Here is a 16,140-nt window from a genome sequence, read left to right as displayed (position 1 = left end):
ACAAATAGGATGTTTTATTATGGGAGGAAATAGTACTTGATAAGGAAGGTAGCGAATGAAAAAATATAGCCTAGTGTTTGGGTTAATCATCCTTGGTCTGGTAGGGGTGATCAGTTATAATAACCAATTTGATATGCTTATTAACGATGAGGTGATTCATAGTGATGGAACCCGCATCGCCGTAGAGTATGCTATGCCTAAAAAGAGCAGTGACAGACCTGGATTGATGTTATTTATTCATGGGGATGGGCCTGCTAATAAGAACCTAGACGAAGGGTATTACCCGGCTTGGGAAGTGTTGTCAAAAGAAAACATGATATCAGTTAGTTGGGATAAGGCCGGTGTAGGTGAGTCCACAGGAAATTGGCTGACACAAGACATGGAAGACCGCAAAAATGAGGCGGAAACAGTGTTAAAATGGGCACGTCAAACCTTTGATATTGATCCAGAGAGAGTGGGGGTTTGGGGAGCTAGTCAAGGAGGGTGGGTGATTTCCAAACTGTTAACTGACAATGATTCTGTCAAGTTTGCCGTTGGCGTCGCACCAGCTGTTAATTGGTTGAGACAAGGTGAATTTAATACGATAAGTGAGATGACCTACGAAGGGTATTCGTCAAAGGAAATCGAGGACAAACGATTAGTAGAAGCTGATATCACAGAGTATCTACAACGAAATGATTACCAAGGGTATCTTAATAGTGGGTTGGATAAAGAGGTCATTTCAGAAGATAGGTGGGCGTTTATTCATAAAAACATGACTCTTGATAATACAGAAGAGCTCAAGGCAATCAATAAGCCTTATTATTTATTGTTAGGAGACCATGATATCAATGTTGATGTACGAGAAACCGAAGAGATTTACCGAGAGTGCGTGACTAGAGAACATTTAAGGGTAAAGCACATAAATAAAGCGACTCATAGAATGTTGAAACCACGGCACCAAAAAGACACTTTTATGACATTTTTTGAGGCTCTTTTTAATCCTAGATGGATTTTTTCACCGGACTATCTGGATAGTTTGAAAGATATTGCTGAAGAGATATAAGGATACTAACCAAAGCTAGGAATGTGCGTCATGCATTCCTAGCTTTTTTGATAGGTAATAGCAAATAATACCTATGACATTGCGACTTAAGAAAACATTAATAAATCCTTCAGAGGAAATGAAGATGTGCCGCCTCTTTTATTGGTTAAATGGTTACAGGAGGCGAGACAGATGACAAAAAATATGACAAGACTCGTGATAATGCTAGTAGGGTTATTCTTAAGTTTAGGCTATTATATGTATAATGAAATGACAGATATCTTTGCAGGGACTGGAAGCTCAAAAAGTGAATTACGACAAGAACACAAAATATACAGTAACAACGCAACCATGCAACAATTAGATGGGACAGTGTTGTTTGAGAAAAACAGCGATGAAACAATTAAACCCGCTTCTTTAACGAAGATGATGACGGCTATTATTGCTATCGAAACGTTACCAGATGTGACACAAGTGGTTCCTATCAATGGAAGTGGCATCACTGACTTGTATTACGAAGGAGCTTCTGTTGCGGGCTTTGCACCCAATGCTATGGTAACGGTGGAAGAGTTATTGTACGGATTGATGTTGCCGTCTGGAGCAGACGCTGCCGTAACATTGTCTCACGTTATATCAGGGAGCGATGCTGCTTTTGCTGAAGAGATGAATAAAAAAGCAGGGGAGTTAGGTATGACAAAGACACATTTTACCAATTCTTATGGAACCGAATCAGCGGATCAGTACTCTACTGTGAATGACTTAGCCTTACTGTTGCGTTATTCTCTTCAAAATGACACTTTTAGAGACGTCTTTACGACTGAAAAGTATGTGGGAAGCAATTATTCTTTTGAGAGTACCTTATTTAAAAAATTAGGGAATACATCTGTTAAAAAAGGTGATATCATTGGTGGCAAGACAGGTTACACGGAAGAAGCGGGTCTTTGCTTGGCAAGCCTTGCAGAAGTAGAGGGTGAGGAGTACATTGTGATTACCGTGGGGGCAAAAGGGGATCACAAAACCAAGCAGTTTAATATGCTTGATGCCAAGAGTCTCTACAATCAACTATAAGGGGCGAATAGGATGACAGACTGTGTATTAGTAGTAGAAGATGAACAAGAAATTTCTGATTTATTGCGACTTTATTTGGAAAATGAAGGGTTTCGAGTAGTAGTGGGGGAGACAGGTGCCAAGGCTTTAGCACTTGTTGAAAGTGACGCTATTGATTTAGGTATTCTTGATGTGATGTTACCGGATATGAATGGGTTTGATTTGTGCGGGAAGTTGAGACAAACGGAAGTGTTTCCGATCATTATGTTAACGGCTAAAAACACAGACATGGATAAAATTCATGGCCTAACAATGGGAGCAGATGACTATGTTACTAAACCCTTTCAACCCTTAGAACTCGTGGCTAGGGTCAAAGCTCAGCTAAGACGTCATACGAATTATAGCCAAGGGGACAAAGTGGTAGAAGTCACCAATGTATTTGAAAGCAAAGGGCTTATGGTGAAGTATGACAACCATCAATGCTTTGTGAATGGGCATGAAGTTAAGCTGACGCCTAAAGAGTTTGGTATTCTTTCATTAATGACTAAACACCCAGGTCAAGTCATGTCTTCAGAAGAATTGTTTGCCAAGGTATGGGGTGAAGCCTACTATGAATCAGCAACGAATACGATTATGGTACATATCAGACACATCCGCGAGAAATTAAAAGTATTTAGTCCAAGTGTGGCATACATTACAACGGTTTGGGGAGTGGGGTATAAGTTTGAAGAATGAAGCTAACTTTACGTTACTGAAACGTCGGTTGTTAATTCAGTTAATTCAAGGATTAGTGGTAAGTGTTGTTGTGTTATTGTTTCTATTTTCTTTGTTCAGTGGTGTAGTAGCAGAATGGGTATTGCAATTTTTCCAAACAAAATTGTCTCTGGATTATGAAAGTGCCTTTACAATTTATCACCGTGCCATTCGACAAAATAAAATAGAAATCATCTCGCTTCTAATGATAGGGGCCATTTATTTTATTTTCAGGCAATTAATTAATACGGTGATGACTTATTTTAATGAAATTGATGATAACCTCAAAACCATCGTAACGGAAAGTGACACCCTGACGGAACTATCGCCGGAGTTATCTAGTATTTCTGTAAAAATCAATCAGAGCAAGCAGATTATTAACCACCGTGAAATGGCACTAAAGGATTCCGAGATGAAGAAGAATGATCTCGTGGTGTATTTGGCTCATGACATCAAAACCCCTTTAACTTCCATTATTGGTTACTTAAGTTTCCTTGTGGAGGCTGAAGAAATCGACGAGTTGGTACGTCAAAAGTACCTTGCGTTGGTTTTGACCAAGGCCAATGACTTGGAAGGGCTTATTAATGAATTCTTTGACATTACTCGGTTCAATATGCAAGACATTGTTTTAACAAAGCAACAGGCAGATTTGAAATTAATGTTGCAACAAATTGTGGATGAGCGAAGCTTTGAAATGGAGGCGAAAGGTCAATGGGCAGAGATGGAGGTGGAGAGTCTCCTGATTTCTGTGGACTTAGAAAAATTCGCAAGAGTACTGAATAATCTTGTCAAAAACGCCATTCTGTATGGCGACGACCATAGCCCTATAAACATCAAAACCAAGGCCACGGCACTGGGTGTCACCCTTACTATCGCTAATGCGAGTGATACCTTGAGTGAAGAGGCCATGGCTACTATGTTTGATAAATTTATTCGGCTGAATAGAGCGAGGACAACCAATAATGGTGGGGCTGGCCTAGGATTGGCTATATCTAAAGATATTATAGAAGCCCATGATGGACAGATAGCTGTGGCTAGTCGTGATAGAGTCACAACCTTTACTATTTTTTTACCGAAGATATGATGGGACATAAAAAAGGAGTGGTAAGAATGGTTTTACAAAAGGAAAAACAGTTAGAAAACATGATTGCATGGCGCAGGTATCTTCACGCGCACCCAGAATTATCATATAAGGAGTACAATACGAGTCAGTGGTTACAGAACTTGGTAAGTTCTTTTGGAGAATACCAGATTAAACAGGTGGGTAAAACGAGTTTTGTGGCAGTTATAGATGGTCATAAATCTGGAACAAAAGAAGTGCTTGCCTTTAGAACAGATATGGACGCGTTACCGATTGAAGAAGAGACTGGTCTATCCTTTGCATCTACGGTTCCTGGTGTGATGCATGCCTGTGGTCATGACGTTCATATGGCGATGCTGCTTGGTTTAGCGGAGTGGTTAGGACACAATCAAGAGGCATTTTCTAATAGAGTCGTGTTAATTTTTCAGAGTGCTGAAGAAGTACCTCCAGGTGGTGCGGTGGAAATGGTTCAGTCAGGTGTACTAGATGAAGTGGCTTTTGTGTACGGCTTTCATGTGTTTCCTAATCACCCTGTGGGACATATTGGGATTGCTGAGGGAGCGATTACGGCTTCGCAAGACATTATTGAGTTAGAGGTATTTGGTAAAGGAACTCATGGTGCTACACCTGAATGCGGGGTAGATCCTATTTTAGTGGGATCAGAATTAATCAGTAGCCTGCATCACATTGTATCAAGAAATATTTCAGCTTATCACTCAGCAGTCCTTTCTTTTGGTGAGTTTCATTCTGGAGATATTTTTAATATTATTCCTGATAAGGCTGTTATTAAAGGCAATGTAAGGACTACAGACCCGGAAATAAGAACACTAATAAAAGCAAGGGTTCATGAAGTTGTCTCAGGTATTTGTCAGGCTCACAATGCACAGTATGCGTTGAATTATATTAAGGGATATAGTCCAGTCATCAATGATTCTAAAGCGACAGAGATGGCTTACGGTTCTGCTTTAAAAAGTGTCGGAGAGCCAGCTATTTTTTCTAATCCCCAGAAAATGGTAAGTGAGGACTTTTCTGAGTATACTGATCGTTACACAGGCTGTTTCATGATACTAGGTGGAGGGATAGAAGAGGATGGGTATCGCTACATGAATCATCACCCTAAATTTGATATTGACGAGAAAGCGATGGCATCAGGTTTGGCTATGTATATCCAATTGGTGAAAGATCATAGCGCGTTATAAAAGGAATAGGATTAGTAAGGTACCCATACAAAAAGAGCTCTGAAGGCTCTTTTTTTGTTAATAAGGATAGAAGGCGTAGAGTAGTATTAAGGCGATGATAAAAAGTATCGCGCCACTAATGGTCAATGGCTTAGTCCAACCATCCCAAGCACGCTTATTAGTTACCGCACGTAGTTTAAAAGAAAAGCCAACTAGCCCTAGAAGCAGAAAACTAATAAATAAAACGACAATAGAAACTAAAAACATTTTTTCTTGCATAGTATCACCTCTTTTTTTGGTAGTTATAAGATAACATAAATTATTTATTTGTACTATTGATGTGTTATATCTTTAGAAACGAAGGGTTATCATTTTACAAAACATTGATTTTCTGTTTAAATTAAGTTAGATAGATAGTAACTGATTGAGTTACTATCTTGAAGGGACTAAGTAAGTAGTAGATTAGTTTCTAGTTAGGTAAAAAAATTGAAGGAGAGATCGTGATGGAAACAAGAAAAATTGGAGTTATTATTGGAAGTCTAAGAAAAGAGTCGTACAATCGCAAAATAGCCAGTCAACTGATGTCGCAATTCCCTGAAAATTACCAAGTAGAAATCATCGAAATAGGGGAATTACCTCTATACAATGAAGATTTAGATGTGGAAGGTATGGTACCAGAAGCTTGGACAACCTTTAGAAAAAAAGTCAAAGAGATGGATGGTTATTTATTCGTAACACCTGAATACAATCGTTCCGTTCCTGCCGCTATGAAAAATGCTTTAGATGTTGCTTCTCGTCCTTATGGTAGTAGTGGATGGGACAAAAAAGTGGGTGCAGTAGTGAGTGCATCGACTGGAGCCCCAGGTGCTTTTGGAGCGAATCATCATTTGAGACAATCTTTGGTATTCTTGAATGTACTAACGATGCAACAACCAGAAGCATATTTAGGCAACGTGACGTCTTTTATTAATGAAGATGGGTCTATTACTAATGAAGGTACTTTAGGCTTTTTCCAAACCATTGTTGATGGTTTTGTCGCATTAACTGAGCAGTTTTATAAATAAGGATGGTGAACCTATGATAGTTAAAGAAATCAGCCTAAATGGTTTGAATTATAATGTGTTTCAGCCGGATCCAGTTATGGGTGCAAGTATGACACTTGTGGAAAAAGAGGGAGAAGGTTTCCTGATTGATACGCAATTTTCATCCTCTGATGCTAAGGTAGTTATTGATTTTATGCTAGAACGGGGTATTAAATTAGTAAAGGTTTTTATCACTCATAGTGATCCAGATTTTTATTTTGGCCTACCCTTTATTTTAGAAGCATTTCCTCATGCTAAGAGTTACGCTACTCAGGAGACCATTGACAGAATCGAAGAGACTTGGCAAGATAAATTAAAGGTGTGGTCAGAGGTATTAAAAGAAGGGGCTCCGACTAATATAGTAATCCCTCATGTAGAAAATGACGGGATTGATTTTAAAGGGCAACGATTCAACATTGTTGGCCGAGATAAGCATCGAACACAGCTCTATAATGAGGCATCAAAAGTACTTATTGGTGGCATCACGGTGATAGCAGATACGCATGTGTTTATGGCAGATACAAAAACACTGTCTAGTCAAAGGTCTTGGGTGAAAGATTTAGAGTACTTAGAAACATTAGCCATTGATGTGCTGATACCAGGGCATTTTGGTTCTGGTAATCGGTTCGATAAAGAAAACATCGCGTTTACGAAAGATTATATTAATACATTCATTAAAGTAGAAGAAAAACACACCAGAAGTGACGAAATCATCACAGAGATGACGTCAGCCTTTCCAGATATTAGTGAAGGGGCATTAGAACTGAGTGTCAAAGTAGTCACAGGGGAAATGGACTGGCAATAAAAGACAAGGAGTGATGCATGTGGCCTTTTCAACGAAAGTGAGTGTTGCCACTCATGTGTTAGCATTGATTTATCTTGAAGGAGCCACCGGGATTACTTCGACTCAAATAGCTGGTAGCATTCAAACCAATCCCGCTGTGGTACGTAAAATATTAAGCCAATTAAAGAAAGCTAATTTAATTGATAGTTCTCCAGGACCTGTACCAACAGTACTAAAGGAGCCACCGGAGACTGTGACGTTATATGATATCTACAAAGCAGTAGAGTCACCTCGGGATCTCTTTATGATACATCAAGATACGTCACCCAATTGCCTTGTTGGTCGAAACATTCAGGCATCCTTGACTGACTATGTAGATCAAATTGAAGAACGATTAAATGAGGAATTAAAGAGCGTTACATTAGCTGATGTCATACAGACTATTCTCGCTCTTGAAGAAAAATAAAGGAAAGACAAGCATGATGCTCATGCTTGTCTTTTTTTGGTAATTTATATCAAAAAGGAGAAATGTATTGTTTATGGGGATAAAATAAACTAAAATTAAATATAGGTTGTTATTTATACTATAATATATATTACAACGATTTATTATTATACATTTGGAGGTCTAGATGTTGGACAATAACAAACAATTTAAAGCGCTGTCGATTAACTTATATAAACTATTATCAGATAAATTTAATATTAAAAAAGGTGAGTTTTCAATTAATAATTTTAATAATGTCGCCTATACATTAGGGAATAGATTAAAAAAGATTTCCTTTGATGAGACAAATAAAATTTTAAACATTTCTAGAACGCTGAATGCAGTGTCAGAAGGATACCGAGTAACAGACAAAGAACTAGATGAACTTACAGAGCTATATGCTCATTTTAAGAAAGTAAATATTAATAGAACAACAACACTTAGCCGATTGGAAGTTCAATTCAGAAAATTATCTATGCAATCTAGGGATGCTATTATCAATGAAAATGAATTTAATGAGTTTAAAGAATATATGCACGTCAGACGTCCTATAGAAGATGAGTTTGAAAAGATATTATTTGATGAGATTATACCGAATAAAAAAAACATCTTATTTGTTGTAGGTAATGTTGGAGATGGTAAAAGTCATATCATTTCTTACATGATGAACAAATACCATAAAAGTTTTGATACATACGATATCAAAATTCATAATGATGCAACAGAGACAGATTCTCCTACTAGTACCGCTATAGATTCCATGAAAAGAGTTTTATTACCTTTTTCAGATAGCCAGATTAATATAGGGGAATGTCGCTTAATTGTCGCTATAAATTTAGGTATCTTAACAAATCTTATTACAGAATTAAATAAAGAAGGAGGCTTCACACAACTTATAGAATACCTTGAAGGAACAGATATTTTATCAAGTAGAAAATTGATAAAGACAAGAGAATTGCCGTTTAATATCATTTCTTTTATTGAACAACGCAACTTTGAGCTAATTAACGGTGAAGTAGAAAGTGAGTTTTACCAACAAATCATTAAAAAAATATATAATAAGAATGTAGATAATCCTTTTTATAAAGCTTATTTAGAAGATATGGATGATGGGATGAATCAATTACTACATGTTAATTATGAATATTTACTTAGGACTGATTTTCAACAAACCATTATCTATCTCTTGGCAAGGGCAGAAATAGAGCATAAAATTATTATTTCTGCACGAATGTTGTTTAACTTTTTTTATGACATAACCATGCCTAGAGATAATCATAGTAGTTTTAATTCATACTTGCCTTTCTTGCTTTTTGAAAATACTAATAAATCGGAACTTTTAACAATTATTAATTTATTGGATCCCATTAGAAAGCAAACCCGTAAAGTTGATGAAATCTCAATTGAAATGTATCATGCTGCTAATACATTAGATAAAGTATCTGATTTATTGGGAAGCGAATCAAATACCTTCTATGGTGTTTTTCAATCTTTTAAAGATAAAGAACAAGACTTTAATAATTTTATTAATACATATCTTAGAGTAAAGTACTTGATTGATATCCACGATGAGTTATTTGATAATCAATTATTTAAAGAGTATCTGAAACACTATTCTGAAATTGACAATCAAGGACAGGCTATTTCACTGTTCGAATTAGTTAATGAATCGTTCTCCAAGTGGAATGGAGATAGTGGTATACCTGGATATATTATTAAAAACCCAGGAAAAGGTAGAATTAAAATCTTAGTAGAAATTGATTTAGTCCCAATAAAAAATGCGATATCTGGAGCTGGAATTATTTTAAGCTTTCAAGTTAACGATAAATTGCAAGAGGTAGAAATTGATTATCGAACATTTGAAATTTTGCATAAACTAAATAATGGCTATTTTCTTAAAGAAGAGGACAAACAAATAGCGATAACGTTTGATTTATTTGTAAATAAAGTAGTTAATTCTATGAAGGTAATGAATAAAAATATTATATTGGATGTTGAAACAAAAGAGCGCTACGAATTGAAAAAATTCATGAGTAAAATAACGTTATCGAAAGGAATTGTTTAAATATGTCTCAAGAAGTGGATCAATTAGTCAAATTTTTAGGGATGGATAAAGAAGGTAAAAAACCTAGGTCAGAGCATCATTTACAAGGACGTATTTTTCCTTTTCATACAAGGGCAAGTGAGCGTGTAAAATTTACTACAAGTTTTAATGAAATTATCGGTATTATTGCACGAACTACGTTAGATAAGGAGCTTATTTTAAAGGATGTTAGGGAGGAACATGCTCATCTGATTGTTGATAAGTTAGAGTTTATAGGAGATATAAGTGACCAAGAAGTGGAACAATTATTTCAGATTGATTTTAATAACATGACCAATCCTGTCTTGATTCAGTACTATCCAGTTGCATTAGAAACAAAATCAGAACAAGTAGAATCAAAAGGGAAGGCGCTATTAGGTTATTATATTACTAAATTATTAAGACTAGATGAAAATGAGGAGTGGAAGACATACATATCTATGACTGGTATTACCGATTTGTATGAAGAGTTATATATTGGTTGCTTACCTCAAATAAACGAGAGGGAGTCACGAAAAGATAATTTCCACTTTTTCAATCAGGATAAACTAGTCACGATGTTTAATAAAGATCTAAATCAGCTGATGAGGAATGATAAGTTTTTCTTGAATGATATCAAATTGCTTATTAGTTATTACTTTTTTTATTATATTTTAGAACAAACGCTATTAATGACATCTTATTCTGATAGAAAAGTGGAATTATGGTTTTCTTATGATAAAGAAAAAGTGACAGCAGGTAGGGACTCTATAAAAAAAGGGTACAGAGTTTTTAATGAAGTATCCAAGGAGTTGTTAATAAATAATGATTTGTTAGATTATATCAATGTACTCTCAGGAAATGACTCTTACAGAATGTTAAAGGACATTTTAGAAGATGTGAATAATCTACCCAAGCTTCAAAATAACCTTTTGTTATTTAACCAATTATTTTCAGAATCAACTGGAGAAGCATTTGATTCTAAGGAAGACGTCTTATTCCAAATAAAACAGCTTAAAGGTTATCTTAAACAAAATACTGCATACGAAACGGTGAACAGATATAGAAAATCTTTTGATGAATTTTCTAATCTTGGATTTATAAAAAGCAGAGGTAGACTTGGATACACACTGAATGCTACTCAGGAATTAGTTATCATGTTTGTTGGTGTTATTATAGGAAGCCGTGAAAAGATATTATTAAATAAATTGTTCTTAGAATTTGAGGAGAGAGGAATCTATTTTGATAAGAAAAGTAGAAAAGAATTGATATCCTTCTTTGAAGATATCAATATTCTAGAAAAATTATCTGATAGTGGGGATGCACAATATGTTAAATCAATATTATAAATTTTTATCAAATCGGCTAATTCAGTGGTTAGATAATAGAGAAACGTTAAAAGCAGGAGATAAATATTTTGTGTTGCTTGATGATATCGCTGAAGCAACTAACTTTTATCATTCGTTGTCTAAGTCAAATTATCCAAATAAAACAAAATTTAAATCGTCGGAATTTGATTACGAAACATTTAGTTATAAGAAAGATGACGTCAATGTCCTTTTTGTAGCACCTATTAATGGAATAACACAAGACTTTTTAGTAACAGTTAGAAATCGTGTGAATGCTAATAATGCAGAATGGCAAAATACAGCAGTATTCTTTATTGTGTTCGATGCTTTAGATTCTATCATCGGAGGATCCTTTGATGTGACGCAACAAGATGGTCCATTCTCTATCTCAAAAATAAAAAGTGAAGTGATAAAAGATATTAGTAATAATCAATCACTGTCTTTAGGTCAAAAAAAAGCCTTGGACTTATATGTTAAAGATGTTACGAATAATAGCAATACTGTATTAAAAGATTACGAAACATTGTTCTCAATTCTAGAAAAGTCAAGCATTGATGATGAAGACTTTAATAACATGGGATTCTTTCCAGATAGGTCTCTAGATACAATACCTGAAAATGTGATGGATAAACGATTAGAAAGTAACAAATCAATGTTTCAAAAAGTAGAAAGATTACATGATCATATTGATTTAGAAGAGCGATTGAATGAAGAATTCTCCGGAGATGTCATCAAAAAATTGAGTCAAATTGAAGATTGGAAAGTGACGGAATACAGAGAAGTTGAAAAAGGAATACAGGAAAAAAATAAAGATAAGGAAATAACTTTAAATTTTGATTTTGATAAATTCAATATGTGTAACCAAAGTGCCTGGTATCGATTGGAAGGAGACAAGGGAGCGAAAAGTAAAAAAGCTCATCTAATAATGTCCTCTGCTAATCACGAAATGGATAGTTTTAGCTTTGATATTTTCTTTGATGATATTGTTAATAAATCGAGTATTATTGATTCCAATACTTTTGTTTTTGAAACTCATGGTGTGAAACATGATGATATTGAAGTAATTGCTAAGGGGAAAAAAATTAACATTACTATTCATCGATTCGACAGGCAAAAATCATATGGTGGTCTTTTGAAATATAAACACAAAAATATCAATAAGTTAACGTTTTCTGTTAAATTTATGATTATCCCACCTTCTCTAAATACAATTCATAAACTAAGACCTAATTTTAAAGTGGATATCTTGAAAGGTGAGAAAAAATATTATTTTGGTATCTCTTCAGATGTTAAAGTATATAAGTTTGGTTTATCGACTGAAGAAGTCGTTAAAGTTAATAAACTTCAGGACTTAAAGGTTTTGGATGTAATGGATAAAGAAATAATTTTTGAAGATACTATTTATGAAGAAGAGAGCAATGGGTCTTTATTTGCAACAACTTACTTAGAGGGTTCTTTCTTTCCGATAGCGTTTCAAGATATTACCGAAAAACCAGTCCCAGTCCTCCCTTTGAGCATTGAAAGAACTAGATTAGGTTTGTCTGACTCACAATTAGTTTATGAAGACAATAAAATATTTAATGGATCAAATGTACTGCTAGTTGAAAAAATGTATAAGAATAGGTTGAACATTGAGATGACTATGTTAAACAACTGTTCTTTATACGGTGAAGTCACACATGAAACTTATTATCCTAAAGAATTAGATTTACCTGAAAAAGTAGTTAATACTTATAAGGAGTTAATTGCTTATTATAAAGCTGAGGAAACGACGCCTTCTTTGGCAGTATTCAACGATAAGTATATATCTTTGTTACAGAAAGTTCTCCTATCTGTTGAAGAAAGTTTAGACTCCAGCTTGGTAGAAGGGGAAAAAACAGCGACTGATGTTCAAAATATTAAATATATTGGGATGGTAGTTGAAGGAGATTCAATTGGGTTAACCCCTTTGAGTCCTTTTATGATTGCCTATCAAATAGAAGAGTATCAACAGTTGTCTGAGACGACTGAAGTACCTAAAGAACCTATTATAGCAACCTTGAATCCTCAATATTTGATGCCGTATATAAAAATTAACGATCATGAGTATCAATCATCATATACTAAAAAAGTACCTAAGTGGCTCTTTTATAATAAGATGAAAGAGAGACAATTATCTGATTTAGGTTCGAATGTTATTATTCATAGGTTAGATGACTATATGATACAGTATAAATTTTTGTTTGAAACCAACAGTCAAATTGCATTAAACATAGCAGCGATAAGAATCGTTGATGAAACTAGTTTCTTTGATGCCATCATAAACTTTATTGTGAAAAGATTGAAAGATGTGGACTCATTAGAACAAATTAATCCAATCAATATTTACTTCGACAAACTTGGTGTTCAAATAAATTCATTGTTTAAGGAACTGTATGATGTTACTACGATGACACAATTGAACGATTTGTTAAAAACACCTTATAAAGGCTCTAAGTTCGAAGATTATGAAGTTTTAGAATTATTACAAAAACAAATAAATGTTTATAAGATACCTGAGAATAAAACAATGAAAGAGATGGATTTGTTTTTCCATGTCACTTTTTATCAATTCATGCAGCGAAAAGGTCTTAGTGTGGCTAAAATGGATAAGTTAGGTAAAAATTATGCCTTAGGCGGTTTGTTAAGCAGTCCTCAATATAATAAAGAGGCTAATAGTTATGCTAATGGATTTGGTTTGGGTGAAATAATAGAACATAATAGAACCCCTCTTGTAAACTTTATGATTAAATGGAATAGTTTTATAGCATCTACTAATAAAGATACAGATATCTTCAGAAGTGGTGACACTTTGATTAATAATATACCAGAGTTGAACCGAGATGAGATAACTCCTATTTTAAAACATAGTAGTTGGGTGACATTATTAAATTTAGATGTTGATTTATCTTACTTTTTTGATGAGTCTAATGGTGAAATGTTGGTTATCCATTATACAGATCAGAGCACAATGGCGCAGTATGAATCTGTCACAGTTACAAATGATATTAAGCAATATGATAGATTGTTAAAGGAGACTCTTTTAGAAGATTTATCTGATAGGAAAGTATTTGATACAAAAGAAGTAATTAAAAACTTTAATGTTATTAATGGACAATGGTTACTAAAATTAATTTCAGACAAAACAAAAAAGAGAACAAATTCTAATGCACTTAGAGAAAAACTGAGTATTATTTCTTCGTATAAAGAAATGCTAGGTATTTTAGATCATCCTGATTTTTATTGGGTACCTATATCACTTGAGGAAATATTAAGAGTATCAGGTATGGTAGGCTTAAGTATGAAAGAAGGTCTATTCAGTAGTAAAAATTTAGGACATACTGGTGTAACAAGTGACGATTTACTTTTTATGGGGATTGATTTAAGGGGAACTAGGATTAAACTGCACTTTCTTCCAATTGAGGTTAAAGTGGGGATTAATAATCAGTCAGTCACAGATAAAGCATTTAAACAGTTAAAGCATACTGCTGATATACTAAAAAAATATCTGGGTAAGGATAACGAAGACAAATTTATGAGAGAGTACTATCGTAACTTTTTTGTTTCTATTATGTTGGGGAACTTAGAGAAAATGCTGAGTAGTAATATTTTTACTAGGAGAGCGATTCCGAACTATAAAGAAATTAAAAATAAGCTAGTAATAGGAGAATATGATATTTCTTATGAATTAGAAGAATATTATGGGCAGGGTATAGTATTTGAATTTTCTAAAGATCAGACAGTACGTAGAGCCAACTTGATAACTAGCCGGAATACGATGTTAATTAAAGTTCCTGAATCAGACGCATATAATGTTGTAGCGGATAAAACAGTGGATGTAGTTTCTAAAATTCAGCAAGAAATATTTGATTTTAGAAAAGAAGTATTGCTAAATCATAATTTATCAATGAACAATGTTATATCTGAGGATATAATATTTGAGAAAGAAGTTATTTTAGATAGAGTAGATGAACTAGAAATGAGCAATATCCATGAAATATTTACTAGTGAGGAACCTAGAACAAATTATATAGATTTAGTTAATGATGAAATAGAAGAAATGATAAGTGACAATATTAAAGTAGAACCAGATGAAACTGATATAATACAAACTAATATTGTTGATGAAATAAAAGCTAGTCCTACATTATCAGATACTCGACTTTATTTTGGCGATACTGTGGATTCAGGTAGCCATCTCTATTGGGAGTTTGGTCATAGTAAATTAGCTAACAGGCATTTGTTCATTACAGGTAAATCTGGACAAGGAAAAACATACTTTGTTCAAACGTTGTTATCAGAACTATCAAATCATAATATTGACACATTGGTTATAGATTACACTGATGGTTTTCTACCTAATCAGCTAGATTCTCATTTTAATAATCGTTACAATGATAAAATTAAGAATAGGTTCATTTTACAAGATAAATTGCCAATTAATCCATTTAAACGACAAGAAATTGATTTGGGTGGTTTTGTTATACCTGAAAGTGAACAAGATATGGTAGATAGGGTAGTACAAGTGATAGATTTTGTTTTTGATTTAGGTATTCAGCAAAGGACATTACTATCAGAATCGATATTATCTGGTTATCGATCTAACGGAGATAATTATAAATTTAGTCACTTAGCAGCTGATTTAAAGTATAGTGAAGACAAAGCACAACAAAATTTATATGGCCGTATTAGCGCTTTATTAACAAGAGATCCTTTTTCTTATGATAATGACTTTGATTGGACTAACATTTATGGTAATACTGGTCAAATTAATATATTTCAACTAAAAGGTTTCCAGTTAAATATTCAAAAAGTGCTAATAGAATTTTTACTTTGGGATCTATACCAGTTTGCTACTAGAATTGGAAATGAAGGGAAACCTTTACCGCTAGTTTTAGATGAAGTTCAAAATCTTAATTTCAACGCGTCCTCTCCTGCAGTTAAAATTTTAAGAGAAGGACGAAAATTTGGGATGTCGGGTATTTTTGCTACTCAATCTTTAGATTCTATTAAAGGAAATGATGCAGAAGCGATTTATAATGCCGCAGAACAATTACATTTTTTACCGCCTGAGTCTCAAGTGACAGCAATTGCTCGTTCTATGACTTCTGATATGACTGATAGAAAAGAGGTTGAGACTACTTTAAAGATGTTACTAAAAGGTGAAGCTATTGCTTATGGACCAGTAAAAAAACAAAATGGGGATTTATCTGAACCTAAAATAAATCAAGTGAAAATAGCTTCTTTTGAACAGAGGAATAGATAAGAAGAGGAG

Annotated in this window: 12 protein-coding genes; 11 read left to right on the top strand and 1 reads right to left on the bottom strand. The window is 34.1% G+C overall.

Annotated elements, in window-relative coordinates:
- Positions 1 to 55 precede the first annotated feature (55 nt).
- The 5 genes from ACVWM0_RS06720 (at position 56) to ACVWM0_RS06700 (ending at position 5,104) form a co-directional block, all read left to right on the top strand.
- Positions 56 to 1,045 carry an alpha/beta hydrolase family protein gene (locus tag ACVWM0_RS06720; RefSeq protein ID WP_476471875.1) on the top strand — a complete coding sequence of 330 codons (990 nt, stop codon included), beginning with the start codon at positions 56 to 58 and terminating at the stop codon, positions 1,043 to 1,045.
- A 171-nt stretch (positions 1,046 to 1,216) separates the two neighbouring features.
- Complete coding sequence (locus ACVWM0_RS06715) at positions 1,217 to 2,092, top strand: D-alanyl-D-alanine carboxypeptidase family protein (RefSeq protein WP_476471874.1); 876 nt, start codon at positions 1,217 to 1,219, stop codon at positions 2,090 to 2,092.
- A 12-nt stretch (positions 2,093 to 2,104) separates the two neighbouring features.
- Positions 2,105 to 2,806 carry a response regulator transcription factor gene (locus tag ACVWM0_RS06710; protein WP_476471873.1) on the top strand — a complete coding sequence of 234 codons (702 nt, stop codon included), beginning with the start codon at positions 2,105 to 2,107 and terminating at the stop codon, positions 2,804 to 2,806.
- The gene (locus ACVWM0_RS06705) at positions 2,796 to 3,908 is read left to right on the top strand and encodes a sensor histidine kinase (RefSeq protein WP_476471872.1); all 1,113 of its coding nucleotides are present in this window, start codon (positions 2,796 to 2,798) and stop codon (positions 3,906 to 3,908) included. The genes ACVWM0_RS06710 and ACVWM0_RS06705 overlap by 11 nt, the downstream gene beginning before the upstream one ends.
- 26 nt (positions 3,909 to 3,934) lie before the next feature.
- Positions 3,935 to 5,104 carry a M20 metallopeptidase family protein gene (locus ACVWM0_RS06700; protein WP_476471871.1) on the top strand — a complete coding sequence of 390 codons (1,170 nt, stop codon included), beginning with the start codon at positions 3,935 to 3,937 and terminating at the stop codon, positions 5,102 to 5,104.
- A 57-nt stretch (positions 5,105 to 5,161) separates the two neighbouring features.
- On the opposite strand, the gene ACVWM0_RS06695 is transcribed toward ACVWM0_RS06700, so the two are convergent.
- A complete protein-coding gene (locus ACVWM0_RS06695; RefSeq protein WP_476471870.1) occupies positions 5,162 to 5,362 on the bottom strand; it encodes a hypothetical protein in 201 nt (66 codons plus the stop codon).
- 224 nt (positions 5,363 to 5,586) lie between these two features.
- On the opposite strand from ACVWM0_RS06695, the gene ACVWM0_RS06690 reads away from it, so the two are divergent.
- From ACVWM0_RS06690 to ACVWM0_RS06665, 6 genes are all read left to right on the top strand, one after another.
- Positions 5,587 to 6,147, top strand: a complete 561-nt coding sequence (locus ACVWM0_RS06690; RefSeq protein ID WP_476471869.1) for an NADPH-dependent FMN reductase — start codon at positions 5,587 to 5,589, stop codon at positions 6,145 to 6,147.
- Between the two features lie 13 nt (positions 6,148 to 6,160).
- Entirely contained in the window at positions 6,161 to 6,970 is an 810-nt protein-coding gene (locus tag ACVWM0_RS06685) for an MBL fold metallo-hydrolase (protein WP_476471868.1), read from the top strand.
- Between the two features lie 19 nt (positions 6,971 to 6,989).
- The gene (locus ACVWM0_RS06680; protein ID WP_476471867.1) at positions 6,990 to 7,415 is read left to right on the top strand and encodes an Rrf2 family transcriptional regulator; all 426 of its coding nucleotides are present in this window, start codon (positions 6,990 to 6,992) and stop codon (positions 7,413 to 7,415) included.
- Positions 7,416 to 7,581: 166 nt separating this feature from the next.
- The gene (dptF, locus tag ACVWM0_RS06675; protein WP_476471866.1) at positions 7,582 to 9,501 is read left to right on the top strand and encodes a DNA phosphorothioation-dependent restriction protein DptF; all 1,920 of its coding nucleotides are present in this window, start codon (positions 7,582 to 7,584) and stop codon (positions 9,499 to 9,501) included.
- Between the two features lie 2 nt (positions 9,502 to 9,503).
- Entirely contained in the window at positions 9,504 to 10,847 is a 1,344-nt protein-coding gene (gene dptG / locus ACVWM0_RS06670; protein WP_476471865.1) for a DNA phosphorothioation-dependent restriction protein DptG, read from the top strand.
- Entirely contained in the window at positions 10,828 to 16,131 is a 5,304-nt protein-coding gene (locus ACVWM0_RS06665) for an ATP-binding protein (protein ID WP_476471864.1), read from the top strand. Before dptG ends, ACVWM0_RS06665 begins: the two co-directional genes overlap by 20 nt.
- Positions 16,132 to 16,140: the final 9 nt, after the last annotated feature.

This window comes from Vagococcus sp. 211 (assembly GCF_056322705.1).
Note: the sequence above shows the minus strand (reverse complement) of the source record. Positions and strands in the feature narration are given on the sequence as shown.

Coding starts and splice junctions, on each gene's coding strand:
- ACVWM0_RS06720 (WP_476471875.1), top strand. CDS start 56: ATGAAAAAATATAGCCTAGTGTTTGGGTTAATCATCCTTGGTCTGGTA.
- ACVWM0_RS06715 (WP_476471874.1), top strand. CDS start 1,217: ATGACAAAAAATATGACAAGACTCGTGATAATGCTAGTAGGGTTATTC.
- ACVWM0_RS06710 (WP_476471873.1), top strand. CDS start 2,105: ATGACAGACTGTGTATTAGTAGTAGAAGATGAACAAGAAATTTCTGAT.
- ACVWM0_RS06700 (WP_476471871.1), top strand. CDS start 3,935: ATGGTTTTACAAAAGGAAAAACAGTTAGAAAACATGATTGCATGGCGC.
- ACVWM0_RS06695 (WP_476471870.1), bottom strand. CDS start 5,362: ATGCAAGAAAAAATGTTTTTAGTTTCTATTGTCGTTTTATTTATTAGT.
- ACVWM0_RS06690 (WP_476471869.1), top strand. CDS start 5,587: ATGGAAACAAGAAAAATTGGAGTTATTATTGGAAGTCTAAGAAAAGAG.
- ACVWM0_RS06685 (WP_476471868.1), top strand. CDS start 6,161: ATGATAGTTAAAGAAATCAGCCTAAATGGTTTGAATTATAATGTGTTT.
- dptF (WP_476471866.1), top strand. CDS start 7,582: ATGTTGGACAATAACAAACAATTTAAAGCGCTGTCGATTAACTTATAT.
- dptG (WP_476471865.1), top strand. CDS start 9,504: ATGTCTCAAGAAGTGGATCAATTAGTCAAATTTTTAGGGATGGATAAA.
- ACVWM0_RS06665 (WP_476471864.1), top strand. CDS start 10,828: ATGTTAAATCAATATTATAAATTTTTATCAAATCGGCTAATTCAGTGG.